We start from the raw sequence: 18,289 nt of genomic DNA, 5'->3' as shown, positions 1-18,289 counted from the left end.
GGCCAGGTCGGGCCGTTCAGCTCGGGCTCCCGGAGGGTGGTGCCGGTCTGGGGTGGTCGCCGCCCCGCATCTGGTCCACCGCGTGCGGCAGGACGCGGGACAGGACGGCGAGGCCGTCGCGCACCCCGCCCGTCGAGCCGGGGAGGTTGACGATGAGGGTGCGCCCGGCCACGCCCGCCAGGCCCCGGGACAGGGCCGCGGTCGGCACCTTCGCCAGCCCTTCGGCGCGGATGGCCTGCGGGATGCCGGGGATCTCGTAGTCCAGCACCCGCGCGGTGGCATCCGGGGTGCGGTCGGTCGGCGAGATCCCGGTTCCGCCGGTGGTCAGGATGACGTCGTACCCGGCGGCCACGCCCTCGCGCAGCGCCTGCTCCACGGGATCGCCGTCCGGGACGACCCGCGGACCGTCCACCGCGAAGCCGAGCTCCTCCAGCGCCTCGGCCAGCAACGGCCCGCCCTTGTCCGCGTACACGCCCTGCGAGGCGCGGTTCGACGCCGTGACGACCAGGGCCCGGCCCAGTGGCTGCGCGGCGCCCGTCGCCCCGGCGGTGGCGCCGTGGCCGTGGACCTCGGCGCCGCGCGGGGCGTTCACGAGCGCGCCCAGTCGCCGGACTTGCCGCCGGTCTTCTCCTCCACCCGGACGTCCGTGATGACCGCGCCCTTGTCGACCGCCTTCACCATGTCGATCACGGTGAGGCCGGCGACCGCGACCGCGGTCAGCGCCTCCATCTCGACGCCGGTGCGGTCGGTCGTCTTCACGGTGGCGAGGATCTCGACCGCGTCGTCGGCGACCCGCAGGTCCACCTTCACGCCCGAGACGGCCAGCGGGTGGCACAGCGGGATCAGGTCGGGGGTCTTCTTCGCCCCCATGATCCCGGCGATGCGCGCGGTGGCGAGGGCATCGCCCTTGGGGACGCCCTCGCCGCGCAGCAGCTCGATCACCCGCGGGGCGACGAGTACGCGTCCGCTGGCCCGTGCCGTCCGGGTGGTGACGTCCTTCCCGGACACGTCGACCATCCGGGCCGCGCCGGCCTCGTCGATGTGGGTGAGCCTGCTTTCGGTACTCATTGCTGCGCCGCTCCGCTCTGGGCTCCCGGGGAGCCTGTGTGGTGCGACACACGCTACCCGCACCGGCCCGACTTCAGCCGAGCAGGATCACTTCCAGCTCGGTCCCCGGCTCCACCGAGGTGACCTCCTCCGGTACGACCATCAGGGAGTCGGCGTGCGCCAGCGCGGCGATCAGGTGGGAGCCCGATCCGCCGACCGGGCTGACCGTGCCGCTCTCGGCGTCGTACGTGCCGCGCAGGAACTGGCGGCGGCCGGCCGGGGAGCCGAGCGCCTTGTCGGCGCTCAGCACCGCGCGCACGCTGGGCCGCCGGACCTCGGACTCCGGCAGCCCCATGAGGGTGCGGATCACGGGGCGCACGAACAGCTCGAAGGAGACGTAGGAGGACACCGGGTTGCCGGGGAGCGCCAGCAGCGGGGTGTGGTCCGGGCCGATCGTGCCGAAGCCCTGCGGCTTGCCGGGCTGCATGGCGAGCTTGCGGAAGTCCATCCGGCCGCCGTCAGCCCCGCGGGCGGCCCCGCCGTCCGCGCCCTCGGCGAAGTCCCCGACCGAGGACAGCGCCTCCTTGACGACGTCGTACGCCCCGACGCTGACCCCGCCCGTGGTGACCAGCAGGTCGGCCCGGATCAGCTGGTCCTCGATGGTGGCGCGCAGGGTGTCGGCGTCGTCCGCGACGGCGCCGACCCGGTAGGCGATGGCGCCGGCGTCCCGCGCGGCCGCGGCCAGCGCGAAGCTGTTGGAGTCGTAGATGGTGCCCGACGTGAGCGCCTCGCCGGGCTGGACCAACTCGCTGCCGGTGGACAGGACCACCACGCGGGGGCGCGGCCGCACCCGCACGGTGCCGCGCCCGATGGCGGCCAGCAGGGCGATCTGCGGCGGCCCGAGGACGGTGCCGGCCGCGAGGGCCAGGTCACCGGCCTGAACGTCGCTGCCTCGCGCGCGGACGTGCGCCCGCGCCTCGGCGGCACGGTGCACCCGCACCTCGCCGCCCGCGTGCTCCGGGGCGGCGCTGGCGGGGGTCATCCCGGCGGCCGCGCCGCCGCCCGTACCGCCGTCGGTCCACTCGACCGGTACGACGGCTTCCGCGCCGGGCGGCAGCGGGGCACCGGTCATGATCCGAGCAGCCTCGCCGGGGCCGACGGTGGGCAGCTCACCGCTGCCCGCCGCGACGTCCCCGACGACGGTGAGCACCGCGGGAAACTCCTCGCTCGCACCCTGGACGTCGGCCGTTCGGACGGCGTAGCCGTCCATGGAGCTGTTGTCGAAGGGCGGGAGGGCGACGGGCACGGTCACGTCCTCGACCAGGACACAGCCCTGGGCGTCCAGCAGTTGGAGCTCGATGGGCTCCAACGGCCGGACGGCCGAGAGGACGTCCGCGAGGTGCTCGTCCACGGACCACAAACGGTGGCCGCCCGCCAGGCGTGGATGCTGCGGTGCGGAACTGCTCAAGGTGCTACATCTCCTCCGTGACGTAACGGTGAAGCCAGGTGCGGAACTCGGGGCCCAGGTCCTCGCGCTCGCACGCGAGGCGGACGATGGCCCGCAGGTAGTCGCCGCGGTCCCCGGTGTCGTAGCGACGGCCCCGGAAGATCACGCCGTGCACCGGACCGCCGACGGTCTCGTCGGCGGCCAGCTTCTGCAGGGCGTCGGTGAGCTGGATCTCCCCACCCCGGCCCGGCTCGGTCTCCCGCAGTATGTCGAAGATCGCGGGGTTGAGGACGTAGCGGCCGATGACCGCGTAATTACTGGGGGCGTCCTGGGGGTCCGGCTTCTCGACGAGGCCGGTGATGCGGACCACGTCCTCCTCGTCCGTGGCCTCGACGGCGGCGCAGCCGTAGAGGTGGACGTTGGCCGGGTCGACCTCCATGAGCGCGATGACGGTGCCGCCGGTGCGGGCGTAGATGTCGGCCATCTGGCGCAGCAGCGGGTCGCGCGGGTCGATGAGGTCGTCGCCGAGCAGGACGGCGAAGGGCTCGCGGCCGACGTGCGGCTCGGCGCACAGGACCGCGTGGCCGAGGCCCCGCGGGTCGCCCTGGCGGACGTAGTGCATGGTGGCCAGGTCGCTGGACTCCTGGACCTTCTTCAGGCGGTCGTCGTCGCCCTTGGCGATGAGGGCCGACTCCAGCTCGTAGTTCCGGTCGAAGTGGTCTTCCAGGGCACGCTTGTTACGCCCAGTGATCATGAGCACGTCGTCGAGTCCGGCGCCGACGGCCTCCTCGACCACGTACTGGATGGCCGGCTTGTCCACAACCGGGAGCATTTCCTTCGGGGTCGCCTTGGTCGCCGGAAGGAAGCGGGTGCCGAGGCCAGCGGCCGGAATCACGGCCTTCTTGATCACGGGGTGCAACATAGTCATGCCCCGAACGATAGTGGCCTTCCGTCGAACATCGGACGGGATCGCAGCACGTAGATACAGGTATGCCCCAATTCGGAAGGATATTTGATTTCCTCGTGGCAGAGAACCCGCCCACCGCCTCCGCCAAGGCCGCACTGCGCCGAGAACTGCTCGCCGCGCGCCGCGCCTTGTCCCCCGAGAACCGCCGTGCGGCGGCCGCCGCACTCGCCGTCAGCTCCTTCGAACTGCCCGAACTGGCCGGTGCCCGCACGGTGGCGGCGTACGTCTCGATCGGCACCGAACCCGGCACCCGGGAGCTCCTCGACGCCCTGCGCGCGGCCGGCAAGCGGGTGCTGCTCCCCCTGCTGCTGCCCGACAACGACCTCGACTGGGCGGCGTACGAAGGCCCGGCCGCGCTCGCCGGGGCCGCCCACCCGGGCAAGATGCGACTGCTGGAGCCGACCGGCCCCGCGCTCGGACCGGACGCGGTCACCGGGGCCGACGCCGTGCTGCTGCCCGGGCTCGCGGTGGACGGCCGCGGCATGCGCCTCGGCCGCGGCGGGGGCTCCTACGACCGGGTGCTGGAACGGCTGGAGCGCGCCGGGGCGCATCCCGCGCTGGTCGTGCTCCTCTACGACGACGAGGTGGTCGCGCGGGTCCCGGAGGAACCGCACGACCACCCCGTGCAGGCGGTGGCGACCCCGTCAGGGGTGCACCGCTTCAGTCCATGACGACCTGATCCGCGCCCCGGCCCTTACGAGCCCTCGGGCTTGAGGGTCAGGGTGTCGACCGTGGCCTTCTCGACGGCGTCCTTGCCGAAGGGCCACTCCAGCAGCTCGCCCTTGGCCCACATCGTCGTCTGGTCCGTGTAGTGCGCGTTGTACGCGTGCCCCGAGGCACCCGTCAGGTTGATCCAGCGCGACTTGTCGAGGTCGTTGAGGTTCACGACCATCCGCATCGAGGGCACCCAGGTGACCCCGTACCCGCTGGAGGCGTTCCAGCCGGTCGCGTTGACCGTGGCCTCGCCGCCGCCCACGTCCCACGGGCCGCGGTTGAGGAGCCACTGCATGAAGCCGGGGCCCTCGGTGCCGATCGTCTGGTTCTTCAGCGTCAGCTGGTGCAGCCGGCCCCAGCTCCAGGTGGACTGGTCCTTGCCGAGCTTGGCGGTCAGCTCCCAGCGGGCGTCGCGCATGGCCCGGGCGAAGAGCTCGTCACGGTTGGTGGCCGCCGGCAGGGTGACGGTCTTCGGCGTGGTCCACCAGGGCGACTTCTCGTCCTTGACGAGGCGGCGGACCACCTCGAACCAGCGGTCGCCGCCGTCGGGCTGCGCCGAGTCGGGGCCGCGGGTGCCGCATTCGCGGACCGTCTTGGCGAGGTCGTCGGCCGGGCCGGTGCCGTTGCCGACGACGCTCATGCAGCTGCCCTCGATCCGCAGCTCCTTGGGCATCTTGTCGCCGAAGGACAGCTTGAGGATGTGGCGCCAGACCGCGTTGAAGTAGGCCGCGGCCGCCGAGTCGGGCTCCTGCGTGTAGTTCCAGCCGTCCAGCAGCTTCTGCGCGGCGCGCACGCCCGGGTCCGAGACCTCTATCTTCGCCAGCATCGGGGTCAGCAGCGCGGCAATCTCACTGCTGTTGTCCATCTGCATGGTGCGCATGTCGTCGGTCGAGATCCGGCCGCCGTCCTTGATCTTCGCCTCGATGAGGTCGTTGATCCGCTGGCTGCGGGCGCCGTAGCCCCAGTCGGTGGTCAGCAGGTACGGGTACTTGCCCGCGCCGGTCCCGCTCTCCACGACGGCCTGGTTGGCGGTGACGATGTAGCCGCGGGACGGGTTGTAGTCCCAGGGCATCTCGCTCTGCGGGACGTAGCCGGCGTTGCCGTCCCTGTTGCCCTTCCAGGCGTACTTGGAGTCCCAGCCCGGGGCGGGCATCCGGCCGTCGTGCTGGCCGCGCACCGGGATGCGGCCCGGGGCCTGGTAGCCGATGTTGCCGTTGGTGCCCTTGTTGTCGGCGTAGATCAGGTTCTGGGACGGGACCTCGAAGTCGGCGGCCGCCTTGCGGAAGTCGTCGAAGGTCTTGGCCTTGTCGAGCTTGAAGACCGCGTCCATCGACTTGCCCGGGTCCAGCGCCGTCCAGCGCAGGGCGACGGCGTACCCGTCGCCGCGGTCGGGGGCGGAGCTGGCGACGGGGGCGCGGGTGCCGACCGTACCGAGCTGCTCGCTGCGGTCGGAGACGAGCGGACCGTTGTTGGTGGTGCGGACGGTGATCTTCTTGCTGTCGCCGCCCGCGACCTTGATGACCTCTTCGCGGGTGACGAAGGGGACCACCTTGCCGTCGTAGACGTAGCCCTCCGGCTTGACCTGCTCCAGGTAGAGGTCGGTGACGTCGGCACCGAGGTTGGTCATGCCCCAGGCGATGTCGGTGTTGTGGCCGATGACCACGCCCGGCATGCCGGAGAAGGTGTAGCCGGCCACGTCGTACTGGCACTGGGCCGAGACCGTGCGGCAGTGCAGGCCCATCTGGTACCAGACCGAGGGCAGCTGCGGGGACAGGTGCGGGTCGTTCGCGAGCAGCGGCTTGCCGGTGGTCGTGTACTGGCCGGAGACGACCCAGGAGTTCGAGCCGATGCCGCTGCCGTTGGGGCCGAGGATCGCGGGGACCTTGTCCAGGGTGTCGGCGAGCGAGGCCAGCTGGGTGCGCAGGCCCACGGTCGCGCCCTGGGCGGCGGCGTTGTCGGCCAGGCCGTTGGCCGGGCCCGTGACGGTTTGGGTCCCGACGGTGTTGGCGCCGCCGGAGCCGTTGCCGGTGCGCGAACCGTTTCCGGAGCCGGTGCCCGAGCCGTTGCCCGAGCCGGTGCCCTGCGGGGCGTACTTCCCGCCGTCGACCTTCCCGCCCTCGACGATCGGCTTGTTCCGGTCGAACGGGTACGGCGGGTAGAGCTCGTCGATCTGCGCCTGCGAGAGCTTGGTCGCCATCAGCGCGCGGTCGATCTCGTCCTGCATGTTGCCGCGCAGGTCCCACGCCATCGCCTTGAGCCAGGCCACCGAGTCCACCGGCGTCCACTGCTCGGGCTTGTAGTCGTCGCTGAGCCCCAGCGCGGCGTGCTCGACGGAGAGGTCCTTGCCGGACTTCCCCTTCAGGTACGCGTTGACCCCGTCGGCGTAGGCCTGGAGATACTTCTTGGTCTCCGGCGAGAGCTTCTTGTCGAACTCCTCCTGCGCGACCTGGCGCCAGCCCAGCGTGCGCAGGAAGGCGTCGGTCTCGACCTGGCCGGAGCCGAACATCTCGGAGAGCCGGCCGGAGGTCATGTGACGTCGTACGTCCATCTCCCAGAACCGGTCCTGCGCGTGCACGAAGCCCTGCGCCCGGAAGAGGTCGTCGTCGTTGTCCGCGTAGAGCTGGGGAATGCCGTGGGCGTCGCGCTTGACCTCGACGGTCCCGGTCAGGCCCGGCACCTTGAGGGAGCCGGTCGTCTGGGGGAAGGAGGCGCGCACGCTGTCCACGCTCCAGTACGCCCCGTAGCCGAGGCCCGCGAAGAGCGCCAGGACCAGGACGAGCACGATCAGACGGGCGCGTCGTCCCTTCTTCTTGACGGGAGGAGCGGTTTCGTTGGCGGGCATCGCTGTCCTTAGAGGGGCAGGGTGGTCCTGGGAGTACTGGGAGCAACCATAGGCGTACGACCGCCTTCGTTGATCCGCCAGGGGTCGAGGTGCTGAGGACAGGGGGGAACAGGCGTTTCACAATGTGGTTATCGCGTAAAGGGCGCGTCAAATATTAGGTAAGGTAACGAACTACTTGCCGAACTTGTCGCCGGGAGGATCGATCCACCGGACGCATTGAGGAGGGCCGCCCGCTGACTGTCCACACGCTCAATGAGCTCCTGCTGGTCTGCTCGCTCGTGCTGCTCGTCGCCGTGGCGGCGGTACGCATCTCCTCACGCAGCGGCCTCCCCAGCCTGCTCATCTACCTCGGCATAGGCATCGCCATAGGCCAGGACGGCATCGGTGACGTCGCATTCGACAATGCCGAGCTGACCCAGGTCATCGGTTATGCCGCACTCGTCGTGATCCTCGCCGAGGGTGGTCTGGGCACCAAGTGGAAAGAGATCAAGCCGGCCCTGCCGGCGGCGGTCATGCTGTCACTGGTGGGCGTAGCGGTCAGCGTGGGCGTGACGGCGGCGGGAGCGCACTACCTGGTCGGACTGGAATGGCGCCAGGCCCTGCTGATCGGCGCGGTCGTCTCCTCGACCGACGCGGCGGCCGTCTTCTCGGTGCTGCGCAAGGTGCCGCTGCCCGCCCGGATCACCGGCGTCCTGGAGGCCGAGTCCGGATTCAACGACGCACCCGTCGTCATCTTGGTGGTGGCCTTCTCGACCGTCGGCCCGGTGGACGAGTGGTACGTCCTGATCGGCAAGATCGCCCTGGAGCTGGCGATCGGCGCCGCGATCGGCCTGACCGTGGGCTTCCTGGGCGCGTACGGGCTGCGGCACGTGGCGCTGCCCGCCTCCGGCCTCTACCCGATCGCCGTGATGGCCATCGCCATCGTGGCGTACGCGGCCGGTGCCATCGCGCACGGCTCCGGCTTCCTCGCCGTCTACCTGGCGGCGATGGTGCTCGGGAACGCGAAGCTTCCGCACTGGCCGGCCACCCGGGGCTTCGCGGACGGGCTCGGCTGGATCGCCCAGATCGGCATGTTCGTGCTGCTGGGCCTGCTGGTCACCCCGCACGAGCTGGTCCGCGACTTCTGGCCCGCCGTGGTCATCGGGCTGGTGCTGACGATGGTGGCGCGCCCCCTGGAGGTCTTCGTCAGCCTGCTGCCCTTCCGGATCTCCTGGCAGGAGCAGGTGCTGATGTCGTGGGCAGGCCTGCGCGGGGCCGTACCCATCATCCTGGCGACCATCCCGATGGTGTCCGGGATCGAGGGCAGCGACCGCGTCTTCAACATCGTCTTCGTGCTGGTCGTCGTCTACACCCTGGTGCAGGGGCCGACCCTGCCCTGGCTCGCGCGGAAGCTGAACCTCGGGAACGGGGACGAGGGCGCCCTCGACCTCGGGATCGAGTCGGCGCCGCTGGAGAAGCTGCGCGGGCACCTGCTGTCCTTCTCCATCCCGCCGGCCTCGCGGATGCACGGCGTGGAGGTGAGCGAGCTGCGGCTGCCGCCGGGGGCGTCGGTCACGCTGGTGGTCCGGGACGCGAAGAGCTTCGTACCTGCGCCGTCGACCGTGCTGCGGCGCGGGGACGACCTGCTGGTGGTGGCCACGGATCCGGTGCGGGACGCGGCGGAGGCACGGCTGCGGGCGGTGGCCCGGGGCGGCAAGCTCGCGGGGTGGCTGGGCACCGGCGGACCCGGTTCGCGCTAGCGCGCCGCCGGAGTACTGGCAAAACGTGTTAGAGCGCCGTTCTAATTCAGCCGAGTTCGCTGAGATATGCCCGCCTTTGCCTGCTTTTCCGGGCTCTTTACCTGCGAAGCGGCCGTTAATCCCAGGCGAAGACACCCCCTGTCACCGAATTCACAGGGCGTGGTAGTGGCTTTCCCTGTACGATGAAGGCACACCAGATCGAACCAACTCTGCCTGACGCAGAGCTGGCGCGACCGCAAAGCGGCCGTGGCACCACCCCGACGTGGGCGCCCAGGTATCACTCGGTTCTGCGCAAGAGGACAGCTCTCGGGGCTCCCACATGTACGGGTGCGGCCGCTCACAAGGCGAAGCACCGTCCGCAGACGGGGACGCTCTACCAGGCAGCGGAAAGGCAAGGCCGTGACATCCGCGGTCACGTCCGACTCGTCCGCCCGCCCCGGTTACGGACAGCTCCTGCGCACTCCCGGCGCCCTCGGCTTCGTACTCCCCGGCTTCGCAGCACGGCTCCCCTTCGGGATGCTGACGATCAGCATCCTGCTGCTGGTCCAGCACACCACCGGTTCCTACGGCAGCGCCGGCATCGTCGCCGCCGTCACCGGTATCTCCATGGCGCTGTCCGCCCCGCTGATGGGCATCTTCACCGACCGCTTCGGCCAGACCGCCGTCCTGCTGCCCGTGGTCCTCGCGCACTCCGCCGCCGTCACCGGCCTGGCCGCGCTCGCGCTGCTGGACGCGCCGGTCTGGGCGCTGGCACTGGCCGCCGTACCCACCGGTGCCTCGGTGCCGCAGGTCGGACCGATGGTCCGGGCGCGCTGGGCCGCCACGCTGGAGGGCTCGCCGCTGCTGCCGACGGCCGCCGCCTTCGAGTCCGTCACTGACGAGTTCACCTTCGTCGTCGGCCCGGTCCTGGCGACCGCGCTGTGCACCGGCGTCCACCCGGCGGCCGGTCTGGTCACCGAGGCCGCCCTGACCCTGCTCGGCGGCCTGCTCTTCGCGGCCCAGCGGGCCAGCCAGCCCAAGACGCACGCCCCGTCGGCCACCGGCGAGAAGCGCGCCTTCGCGCTGTCCTTCCCCGGCCTGCGCGTCCTGATCTTCGCCTTCCTCGGGATCGGCGCCGTCTTCGGCGGCATGCAGGTCTCGCTCGCCGCCTTCTCCAACGAGATGGGCAACCCCGGCGCCAACGGCCTGCTCTACGGGGTCTTCGCCGCGGGCAATATGATCGCCGGCATCGCCATGGGCGCCATCGCCTGGAAGATCGGCCCGCGTCGCCGACTGATCCTGGGCTACGTCGGCCTCACCGCCGCCGCCTCCGTCCTGTGGGCCGCGAACTCGATGATCGTGCTGGGCGCACTCGGCCTGGTCGTCGGCCTGTGCATCGCCCCGGCACTGATCACCGGCTACACGATGGTCGAGCAGCTGGTCCCCGCCAATGCGCGGACCGAGGCCTTCACCTGGCTGACCGGCTCGATCGCCTTCGGTCAGGCCGTCGCCGTCATCCTGGCCGGCCGCCTGACGGACGCGCACGGATCCTCGTTCGGCTTCCTGGTGCCCATGGGCGCCACGGCCCTCGCGCTGACCGCCCTGCTGGCGCTGCGCGCGCGGCTCGCTCCGAAGACCCCGGGCCGGATCGTGAACGCCTCCGCGCAGGAGGACGCGCCCGCGGCCCCCGTGAAGACGGAGCCGAAGGCCCCGGCTACCACCCGCGCCACCCCCTCAACAACCTCCCGTAACCGGGTGAACGAGCGTGGGATGGGTCACCGCGTGCCGGTGACGGTGGACTGATCCGCCGGAATACGTCACCATGGAGCGTCGTTAGCACTCATTGAGTCAGAGTGCCAGGAGGAAATTCGTGCCGACCTACCAGTACCAGTGCACCGAGTGCGGTGAGGGCCTTGAGGCCGTGCAGAAGTTCACCGATGACGCACTGACCGTGTGCCCGAGCTGCGACGGACGCCTGAAGAAGGTGTTCTCCGCGGTCGGCATCGTCTTCAAGGGCTCCGGTTTCTACCGGAACGACAGCCGTGGCGCGTCGTCGAGCAGCACCCCTGCCTCGAAGCCGTCGTCCAGCTCCTCGTCGTCCTCGACGTCGACCGCTGCCGCCGCTCCTGCCGCCTCGTCCTCCTCGACGTCGTCGAGCTCGACGAGCAGCAGCTCCACGTCGGCCGCCTGATCGCTTCCCCCGAAGGCCCCGCCGCCCCAGCCGGCAGCGGGGCCTTCGGCATGCCCACGGCAGGGCCTTAGGGTGGACCGCATGGTGAACGCAGAGATCGGTGTCATCGGCGGCTCGGGCTTCTACTCCTTCCTGGAGGACGTCTCCGAGATCCAGGTGGAGACCCCGTACGGACCCCCGAGCGACTCCCTTTACGTCGGTGAGCTGGCCGGGCGCCAGGTGGCCTTCCTGCCCCGGCACGGACGCAGCCACACCGTCCCGCCGCACAAGATCAACTACCGGGCGAACCTGTGGGCCCTGCGCTCGGTCGGCGTCCGCCAGGTGCTGGGCCCGTGCGCGGTCGGCGGTCTGCGGGCCGAGTACGGGCCCGGCACGCTGCTCGTTCCCGACCAGCTGGTCGACCGTACGAAGGCCCGCGCCCAGACCTTCTTCGACGGCGAGCCGCTGCCCGACGGTTCCGTGCCGAACGTCGTGCACACCACCTTCGCCGACCCGTACTGCCCGGTGGGCCGGTCCGTGGCGCTGGCGGCGGCCCGCGGGCGGGACTGGGAGCCGGTGGACGGCGGCACCATGGTCGTCATCGAGGGGCCGCGCTTCTCGACGCGCGCCGAGTCGCGGTGGCACGCGGCGGCGGGCTGGTCGGTGGTCGGCATGACCGGGCACCCGGAGGCGGTCCTCGCCCGTGAGCTGGGGCTCTGCTACACCTCGATGGCCCTGGTCACGGATCTGGACGCGGGCGCGGAGACCGGCGAGGGCGTCTCCCACACCGAGGTCCTGAAGGTGTTCGGCGAGAACGTCGGGCGGCTGCGCGAGGTCCTCTTCGACGCGGTAGCGGCCCTGCCGGCCACCGAGACCCGGGCCTGCCTGTGCACGCACGCGCACGACGGGTGGGACCTGGGCATCGAGCTGCCCTAGCCCCTGCTGGCGGCAACCCGGCCTCGTTGTCAGTGGCGTTCCCCACGGCCGAGGACTACGAGATACCCGTGGACCGGTTCCCCGTCGATGCGGCCCTCGCGGGCGCGCTCGACTGGGCGGCCGCCGGCGGACTGACGGCCGACCCGGAGGGTGTGCGGGCCGTCCTCACCGGCTCCGAGGCCTTCGCGGAGGACCTCGCGGAACGGCTCCTCGGCGCGCTCGGAATCGCGCCCGGAATTGCGCCCGGAATCGCGCCCGCGGCGCCCGGCGGAGGAGGCGCCTAGAAAAGGGCCCGGCGGCTGTCACATCCGGCGCGGCTGTCCGGTCCTCCCTGGTGACGGCGGAAACGAAGACCGCCCCGGCCAGGGAGATGACTGTCATGCCGCGTATCTCGCTCACCCCGCCCCGCACCCTGCTCATGCGGATCGGGGCCTGGTACTCGCGCCGCACCTACGGCAAGGTGCTCGACCCCGGGCAGGCCTACGGTCACCACGCGCGCGTGCTCCTCTCGTACGTCCGGCTGGAGCGGAGCGCGGCCAAGTGGAACGCGCTCGACGGCGGGCTGAAGCACCTCGCCGTGATGGCGGCGGCGGCCCGCATCAACTGCTCGTGGTGCATGGACTTCGGCTACTGGGAGGGCCACGAGCTGGGCGTGCCGACGGAGAAGATCGAGCGGGTGCCGCAGTGGCGGGAGGCCCGTGAGGTGTTCACCGAGCTGGAACTGCTGGTCATGGAGTACGCCGAGGCCATGACGGAGACCGAGCCGGCGGTCACGGACGAGCTCGCGCGGGAGCTGATCGCGCGGCTCGGCGAGGAGGCGTTCGTCGAACTCACCGCGATGGTCGCGCTGGAGAACTGGCGCTCGCGCGTCAACAGCGCCTTCGGCCTGACCAGTCAGGGCTTCGCGGAGTCCTGCCAGGTTCCCGCCGGACGGTGACCCTGACAATGGCGGAGTGAACACCGACCTTCCCCCCGCCGACCGCAGGGTCATCGTCGCCCTGGACTTCGACGACCGCCGGGCCGCCGAGGCGCTCGTCGAGCGCCTCGGCGACGCGTGCGGCTCCTACAAGATCGGCCTGGAGCTGCTGACCGCGGCGGGCCCCGGTCTCGTGCGGGACCTCGTCGGGCGCGGGCACGAGGTCTTCCTCGACCTCAAGCTCTTCGAGATCCCGAACTCCGTCGCCGGAGCGGTCCGGGCCGCGGGCGCGCTGGGCGCGTCCATGGTGACCGTGCACGCGATGGGCGGTACGGGGATCGTGTCCGCGGCGGTGGAGGCAGCGCGGGAGTTCCCGCGGCTGCGGGTGCTCGCGCTGACGGTGGTCACCAGCATGACCCGGAGCGACCTCGCGGACATCGGTGTCGCCGCGGACACCGGGGAACAGGTGCTGCGGCTGGCCCGGCTGGCCGTGGGCGCGGGCTGCGACGGGGTCATCGCCTCGCCGCGGGAGGCCGGGGCGCTGCGCGCGCTCCTGGGGCCGGACCGGCTGATCGTCACGCCGGGGGTGGTCCTGGAGCCGGAGGGCACGGCGGGCGGGCACGCCCGGCCGGGAACGCCGCGGGCCGCCTTCGCGGCCGGGGCCTCGCACGTCGTGGTGGGCCGGTCGGTCACCCGGGCCGCGGACCCGGTGGCCGCGCTGCGGCGGGTGCGGGCCACCGCCGGCTGACTCGTGCGGGTGACGGGGTTGTCCACAAGCTGGGGATCGTCCACAGGCTCCGACGGGATTCCCCGGGAGGCCGGATCGTGAGACGTGTCCGGGCGCCGGGTCCGGGCACAGCAACTCACTCGGTCTGGTGGTGTTCGTCATGTCCCGTACTCCCGCGGCCCCTTCGGTCTGCTCCGCCTCCTCCACTCCCGCACCTCCCTCCCCTTCCTCCCCTTCCTCGGCTCTCTCCCTCCCTCCTTCCCTCCCCTGCGCCTCCTCCGCTTCCCGCGCCGCTCCCGCTCCCGCCGCGTGCGCGACGTCCTCCGCGTGTCCCCCCGCGCGCCCGGTCCCTCCGTTCCCGCCGCTCCGCGTGGGGCGGAGCGGGCACCGGCTGCGCCGGGCCGTGCGACGACGGAGGCGGGCCGCCTCGGCCGCGCTGGCCGTCGTGGCGGCGGCCGTGGCGGTGGGCGGGACGGAGGCACAGGCCTCGCGGGGCGCCCCGCGGCCCGAGGTGCGGGCCGCGGGGCGTGCGGCGCCGCCCGCCGCGGTGCGGACGGTGTCGGCGCCCGTGCGCATCGCTGACGCGGCGACGGTGCGGCTGCTGCGGCCGGGGGACCGGGTGGACGTGGTCGCGGCGGAGCGCACCGGGCCGCCGCGGGTGGTGGCCGCGGGGGCGCTGGTCGCCGAAGTCCCCGGTCCCGAGAAGGGTGTTGGGGACGGTGGGGCGCTGGTGGTGCTGTCCGTTCCGCGGGACACGGCGCGGGATCTCGTGGGCGCGGGAGCCACGACGCGACTGGCGGTGACGTTGTGCTGATTCGCACACGCGGTCAGTCAATTCACCTCGAGGTGGGGGCCCATTGGACACGCCGCGCCCGGACTGCCGTAGCTTTCGGAACCGTTGGCTCCGTGTTCGGCAGATGCGAAGAGAGGCTCAGTCGTGAGCGAGAAGAAGAAGGAGAGCGTGCTGGCAGGCTTCAAGGCCTTCCTGATGCGCGGCAATGTGGTCGACCTGGCGGTGGCCGTGGTCATCGGCGCCGCGTTCACGAACATCGTGAACTCGGTGGTCAAGGGGATCATCAGCCCGGTGGTGGGTGCGGTCGGCACCAAGAGCCTGGAAGGCTACAAGTCCTGCCTCAAGGCTCCTTGCGCCATCGGCCCGGACGGCCAGCCGACGGGTGTGGAGATCCTCTGGGGCACGGTGCTGAACGCGACGCTGACCTTCGTCATCACCGCCGCGGTCGTGTACTTCCTGATGGTGCTGCCGATGTCGAAGTACCTCGCCAAGCAGGAGGCCCGGCGCAAGGCGAAGGAAGGCGCCCACGAGGTCGTCGAGATCACCGAGCTGGAGCTCCTGAAGGAGATCCGCGACGCTCTGGTCGCGCAGCGCGGTGGTGGCACGGCCCCCACCGGTCCGCGCAACGGTTTCTGACCCCTCCGGCCGCCTCGGCCGGTCAGACGTGGTGCGGGGGCTTCTCGTCGAGGAAGCGGGCCAGGTCGGCCGCGCTTCCGCCGGCGGGCGGCCGCTCGCCCCAGCCCCGGTCGGTGTCGTCCGAGGACTGCTGGTCCAGCGGGTCGTCGAAGACCAGCCTGGGCTTCGGCCGCGGCGCGTCGGCCGCGGGGGCGGTACGCGGGGCCTGCGGGTCGGGGGCGGGGGCGCTGCTCATGCCTCCAGGGTACGGCCGCCCGCTGCCCCGGCCCGTCCCCCGCCCGCTGCCCCGGCCCGTCCCCCGGCCCGGTCCGGCCGGGTCCGGCCTGGTGCCCCGGCTGCGAGGCGGGCGCGGGACCACCGGCACACCGCCGGGCACGTGGCACGGAAGTCGATGAGGGTCCGGTGACGGCGCCCGCCGCCGTCCGCGACCGTTCCGGGGCCGCGGACCGCACCTGGCATCCGCCCGGGGCACACGGGCCGCGCGGGCCGCGCGTCCGCCCTCCCGGAAGTGCCCGACTCTGGTCTCCTGGCCGGTATGGCCTACTCCCCCATGACTGCTCGCAGCCCCGACGAGCTCCACCGTGCGGCCACCCCGCTGGAGCTGTTCTTCGACCTCTGCTTCGTCGTCGCCATCGCCCAGGCCGGCGCCCGGCTGGTGCACTCGCTCGCGGAGGGCCACCCCGGTGCCGGGGTGGTCGGCTACTTCTTCGTCTTCTTCGGCGTGTGGTGGGCGTGAACCAACGGTGCACCACCTTAGCGCAGGGGTCCCGACCAGCGAAGACGATGCTTCAACTACGCATACCCACAGCACCAGTTGGGGGACAGAGCGAAGCCCCGCCCACACGCTACGGGGACAGCGCACAGACGGGGCTAGCAGCGACACCCTCACCACTTTCCGGGAGGAGTGGCACCCCGCCTACGAGGGCGGATCGGGGCGAGAGCCTGAGCACGTCAACTCAGACGGGACACGGCCTGTCCCTGCCCTGGGCCTGTCCGATCGGGAGTGCCGCAATCCGGCTGACCGGGCCATCGGCGTAGCCCAGTCAACCGGGGTTGTCCCCCGCCCCCACCGTCCCGCGCTGCCACGGTCACGGGAGAGACGGGAAGCGTGTGTCAGGTCCCCTCGATCCGCTCTACAAGGGCCACGTCCTCAAACCGCCGGGCAAAGCTCTGATGCCCCGTACGGCCCGTGTGCTCCATACAGGCGACCTCCACAGCGGAAGGGTCCTCCACGGGCCCTGTGAGCCAGTCACAGCCCTCTGTGCGGCACGTTGCGGACGCTGCGACCTTCTCGCCCTGGTCCCTGCTGATCCGGTGAGAGACGAACCGGAGTACGGCGCGGGTCAACGCCGAGCCTTCCGGCGCTTCTCGCCCGTGGGGTCCTGGCAGTCGATGTGCCGATAGACGACTACGTCAGACCCGGATGCGCGGGGGATGGCGCCCCGGCGGCAACGGTCCAGGCTCTTTACCGGCTTGAGGCAGGAAGGGCACGTCTCGCCCGCCGGGGCAAAGGTCTCGTACTCCCAAAGTCTTGCGTCGGTCTCGGTCGTTGCCGCCATGTCCCGCCGTCCCCTCGGTGCAGTCGTGGTGATGACGACGCTAAAAGTCGGCCCCTCCGGAACTCCACAAACTTGCATGAGCTTGCACGCCGATTCGTTGCAGGCGGTCTTGACTGCCCGCGCCGCAACTGGAGGATGGGCCATGCAAGTTCAGGCAAACCGCAACAGAGAGAGGCTGTCATGGCGCTACGGTTCGTCGGGATTGACCCGAACACCGACCTCGAACACTGCCCTACCGTCTGGGCCGATGTAGAAGCGCGAGAACTGGTGTTGCAGGGTTGGAAGGGAAGCCCTGAACTCCGCGCGGCCTGTGAGGCGAGCAGCCCGGCCAAGGGAACGATCCCGGACAGCGAAGAAGTCATCAGGATTCCGGCGCGCATGGTGCCGATGATCAGGGAAGCGTGCGATGCCGTCGAGCGTTCCGCCGTTCAGTGAGCTGCTGGCCAACACCCGGGAATCCGCCGTCCATTTGGAACTGCGAGATGACTACGGCACCAACCCCCGGCTAGAAGCATGGCAGCGCGGGGAACGCGTTGACTGGGACAACCGCGAATCCTGGTTCCACCCGTTCCACCAGACCATTGCGGATTCCGTAGCCCGTGGCGTGGTCATCCGCCGTGCCCGTGTGGTCTCGGAGCCTGTCAGCGATTACATCCGCTGGGAGCACTACGCCACGCACGCCAACGTCATTGCTGGCGAAGATGTGCGCTGGCTGCCCCGTAGTCAGGCAACGGGCTTCCTGGTGCCCGCCAATGACTTCTGGCTGTTCGACGGAAGCCTAATCCGCGTCCACCACTTCGCGGGGGACGGCAGCCACGTCACGGATGAACTCAGCACGGACGCCGAAACGCTCAAACTCTGCGCCCGCGCATTCGAAGACGTCTGGCAGCGAGCCACCCCGCACAGCGAATACAAGATCTAAGCAACCGGACAGCCAACCTATGTCATCCCCTTCGTCCAAAGCCCAAGAAGCCAGGGAAGCCGTAGCCAGCCGGTTGCGGGAACTGAGGCTTGACGCAGGAATCACGGGACGTGAGTTGGCTGTCCGGTGCGGGTGGAGCGAGTCCAAGTCATCGCGAATTGAGCACGCTAAGACACCGCCCAGCGACGCGGATATAAGAGCATGGTGCACAGCGTGCGGCGCGTCAGGGCAAGCCGATGACCTGATTGCCGCCAACCGGCAAGCGGATTCAATGTATGTCCAGTGGAAGCAGCTACAGCGAACAGGGCTCAGGCGGCTACAGGAGTCGGGCATACCGCTCTACGAACAGACGCGACAGTTCCATGTCTACTGTTCCAACGTGATGCCCGGCTTCTTTCAAACTCCTGGTTACGCAACCGCCTTGCTGACCTCCATTGCAGAGTTTCGCGGGACACCAGACGATGTATCGGGTGCTGTGGAAGCACGCATGGACCGATCACACGTCATCCGCGAAGGTGACCACCGATTCGCCGTGTTGGTTGAGGAATCGGTCTTGCGGTACCGGATTGGCAGCGCCGAAGTGATGGCCGCTCAGCTAGGTCATCTGCTGTCCGTGATGGCGCTTCCTTCAATCTCGCTGGGAATCATTCCGTTCACGGCGCCCCGGCAAGCGTGGCCGCTGGAAACGTTCACCATCTTTGACCGTCAGCGTATCCACGTGGAAACCCTGTCGGCAGCCATCAAGGAAACGCGGCCGAGTGACGTAGCCATGTACCTTAAGGCATTTGGGAATCTGAAAGAGGTCGCCGTTTACGCAGCACATGCCCGCACCCTAATCACTTCGGCAATTGACGCCTTGGGTTGACGGCTAGGAGGAACACGTGCGCATTATTCT

The 18,289-nt window shown here is 70.6% G+C and carries 20 protein-coding genes and 1 pseudogene; 14 read left to right on the top strand and 7 right to left on the bottom strand.

The genetic code is table 11. The features are described from left to right. Nucleotides 1-16: 16 nt before the first annotated feature. The 4 genes from OG207_RS25500 to galU all read right to left on the bottom strand — a co-directional run bounded on the left by OG207_RS25500 (nucleotide 17) and on the right by galU (nucleotide 3,422). A complete protein-coding gene (locus OG207_RS25500) occupies nucleotides 17-592 on the bottom strand; it encodes a MogA/MoaB family molybdenum cofactor biosynthesis protein (protein WP_402695835.1) in 576 nt (191 codons plus the stop codon). Beyond that, nucleotides 589-1,068 carry a cyclic pyranopterin monophosphate synthase MoaC gene (gene moaC / locus OG207_RS25495; protein WP_030012065.1) on the bottom strand — a complete coding sequence of 160 codons (480 nt, stop codon included), beginning with the start codon at nucleotides 1,066-1,068 and terminating at the stop codon, nucleotides 589-591. Before moaC ends, OG207_RS25500 begins: the two co-directional genes overlap by 4 nt. A gap of 73 nt (nucleotides 1,069-1,141) precedes the next feature. Further along, nucleotides 1,142-2,515, bottom strand: a complete 1,374-nt coding sequence (glp, locus tag OG207_RS25490; protein ID WP_329101175.1) for a molybdotransferase-like divisome protein Glp — start codon at nucleotides 2,513-2,515, stop codon at nucleotides 1,142-1,144. A gap of 4 nt (nucleotides 2,516-2,519) precedes the next feature. Beyond that, a complete protein-coding gene (galU, locus tag OG207_RS25485; protein WP_301370378.1) occupies nucleotides 2,520-3,422 on the bottom strand; it encodes a UTP--glucose-1-phosphate uridylyltransferase GalU in 903 nt (300 codons plus the stop codon). Between the two features lie 95 nt (nucleotides 3,423-3,517). On the opposite strand from galU, the gene OG207_RS25480 reads away from it, so the two are divergent. Next, nucleotides 3,518-4,132: a 5-formyltetrahydrofolate cyclo-ligase gene (locus OG207_RS25480; RefSeq protein ID WP_329101170.1), complete on the top strand. Its 615-nt coding sequence runs from the start codon at nucleotides 3,518-3,520 to the stop codon at nucleotides 4,130-4,132. Between the two features lie 23 nt (nucleotides 4,133-4,155). Here OG207_RS25480 and OG207_RS25475 read toward each other — a convergent pair whose 3' ends face one another. Further along, entirely contained in the window at nucleotides 4,156-7,017 is a 2,862-nt protein-coding gene (locus OG207_RS25475; RefSeq protein ID WP_329101168.1) for a penicillin acylase family protein, read from the bottom strand. A gap of 215 nt (nucleotides 7,018-7,232) precedes the next feature. Between OG207_RS25475 and OG207_RS25470 the strand changes: the two genes are divergently transcribed. The 9 genes from OG207_RS25470 to mscL all read left to right on the top strand — a co-directional run bounded on the left by OG207_RS25470 (nucleotide 7,233) and on the right by mscL (nucleotide 14,913). After that, nucleotides 7,233-8,756 (top strand): potassium/proton antiporter, encoded by a 1,524-nt coding sequence (locus OG207_RS25470; protein ID WP_329107860.1) that lies wholly within the window; start codon nucleotides 7,233-7,235, stop codon nucleotides 8,754-8,756. 399 nt (nucleotides 8,757-9,155) lie between these two features. Then, complete coding sequence (locus OG207_RS25465; RefSeq protein WP_329101166.1) at nucleotides 9,156-10,538, top strand: MFS transporter; 1,383 nt, start codon at nucleotides 9,156-9,158, stop codon at nucleotides 10,536-10,538. 67 nt (nucleotides 10,539-10,605) lie between these two features. Next, entirely contained in the window at nucleotides 10,606-10,926 is a 321-nt protein-coding gene (locus OG207_RS25460; protein ID WP_329101164.1) for an FmdB family zinc ribbon protein, read from the top strand. A gap of 81 nt (nucleotides 10,927-11,007) precedes the next feature. Next, nucleotides 11,008-11,841, top strand: a complete 834-nt coding sequence (locus OG207_RS25455) for an S-methyl-5'-thioadenosine phosphorylase (protein WP_030009687.1) — start codon at nucleotides 11,008-11,010, stop codon at nucleotides 11,839-11,841. A 32-nt stretch (nucleotides 11,842-11,873) separates the two neighbouring features. Beyond that, nucleotides 11,874-12,125 (top strand): hypothetical protein, encoded by a 252-nt coding sequence (locus OG207_RS25450; RefSeq protein ID WP_329101162.1) that lies wholly within the window; start codon nucleotides 11,874-11,876, stop codon nucleotides 12,123-12,125. 95 nt (nucleotides 12,126-12,220) lie between these two features. Then, nucleotides 12,221-12,778, top strand: coding sequence for a carboxymuconolactone decarboxylase family protein (locus OG207_RS25445; RefSeq protein WP_329101160.1), 558 nt, complete (start codon nucleotides 12,221-12,223; stop codon nucleotides 12,776-12,778). 16 nt (nucleotides 12,779-12,794) lie between these two features. Then, the gene (gene pyrF / locus OG207_RS25440; protein WP_329101158.1) at nucleotides 12,795-13,505 is read left to right on the top strand and encodes an orotidine-5'-phosphate decarboxylase; all 711 of its coding nucleotides are present in this window, start codon (nucleotides 12,795-12,797) and stop codon (nucleotides 13,503-13,505) included. Between the two features lie 382 nt (nucleotides 13,506-13,887). Beyond that, a complete protein-coding gene (locus tag OG207_RS44120) occupies nucleotides 13,888-14,298 on the top strand; it encodes a hypothetical protein (protein ID WP_402695846.1) in 411 nt (136 codons plus the stop codon). Between the two features lie 123 nt (nucleotides 14,299-14,421). Beyond that, the gene (mscL, locus tag OG207_RS25430) at nucleotides 14,422-14,913 is read left to right on the top strand and encodes a large conductance mechanosensitive channel protein MscL (protein WP_329101154.1); all 492 of its coding nucleotides are present in this window, start codon (nucleotides 14,422-14,424) and stop codon (nucleotides 14,911-14,913) included. Between the two features lie 22 nt (nucleotides 14,914-14,935). On the opposite strand, the gene OG207_RS25425 is transcribed toward mscL, so the two are convergent. After that, nucleotides 14,936-15,148 (bottom strand): hypothetical protein, encoded by a 213-nt coding sequence (locus OG207_RS25425; protein WP_329101153.1) that lies wholly within the window; start codon nucleotides 15,146-15,148, stop codon nucleotides 14,936-14,938. 273 nt (nucleotides 15,149-15,421) lie between these two features. Here OG207_RS25425 and OG207_RS25420 point away from each other — a divergent pair. Next, a pseudogene (locus OG207_RS25420) lies at nucleotides 15,422-15,646 on the top strand (low temperature requirement protein A); the annotation flags it as partial. A gap of 380 nt (nucleotides 15,647-16,026) precedes the next feature. On the opposite strand, the gene OG207_RS44115 reads toward OG207_RS25420, so the two are convergent. Then, nucleotides 16,027-16,260 carry a DUF7848 domain-containing protein gene (locus tag OG207_RS44115; protein ID WP_443072732.1) on the bottom strand — a complete coding sequence of 78 codons (234 nt, stop codon included), beginning with the start codon at nucleotides 16,258-16,260 and terminating at the stop codon, nucleotides 16,027-16,029. Nucleotides 16,261-16,652: 392 nt separating this feature from the next. Here OG207_RS44115 and OG207_RS25415 point away from each other — a divergent pair, with 392 nt between their 5' ends. Genes OG207_RS25415 through OG207_RS25405 form a run of 3 tightly spaced genes read left to right on the top strand, consistent with a single transcriptional unit; the run spans nucleotide 16,653 to nucleotide 18,259 of the window. Next, a complete protein-coding gene (locus OG207_RS25415) occupies nucleotides 16,653-16,907 on the top strand; it encodes a hypothetical protein (protein WP_329101151.1) in 255 nt (84 codons plus the stop codon). Beyond that, nucleotides 16,879-17,394, top strand: a complete 516-nt coding sequence (locus OG207_RS25410) for a DUF6879 family protein (RefSeq protein ID WP_329101149.1) — start codon at nucleotides 16,879-16,881, stop codon at nucleotides 17,392-17,394. The genes OG207_RS25415 and OG207_RS25410 overlap by 29 nt, the downstream gene beginning before the upstream one ends. Before the next feature lie 19 nt (nucleotides 17,395-17,413). Next, nucleotides 17,414-18,259 carry a helix-turn-helix domain-containing protein gene (locus OG207_RS25405; RefSeq protein WP_329101147.1) on the top strand — a complete coding sequence of 282 codons (846 nt, stop codon included), beginning with the start codon at nucleotides 17,414-17,416 and terminating at the stop codon, nucleotides 18,257-18,259. Nucleotides 18,260-18,289 lie beyond the last annotated feature (30 nt).

The sequence above is a fragment of the Streptomyces sp. NBC_01439 genome, assembly GCF_036227605.1.
GTDB lineage: Bacteria > Actinomycetota > Actinomycetes > Streptomycetales > Streptomycetaceae > Streptomyces.
This window is presented reverse-complemented; position numbering and strand designations above follow the sequence as displayed.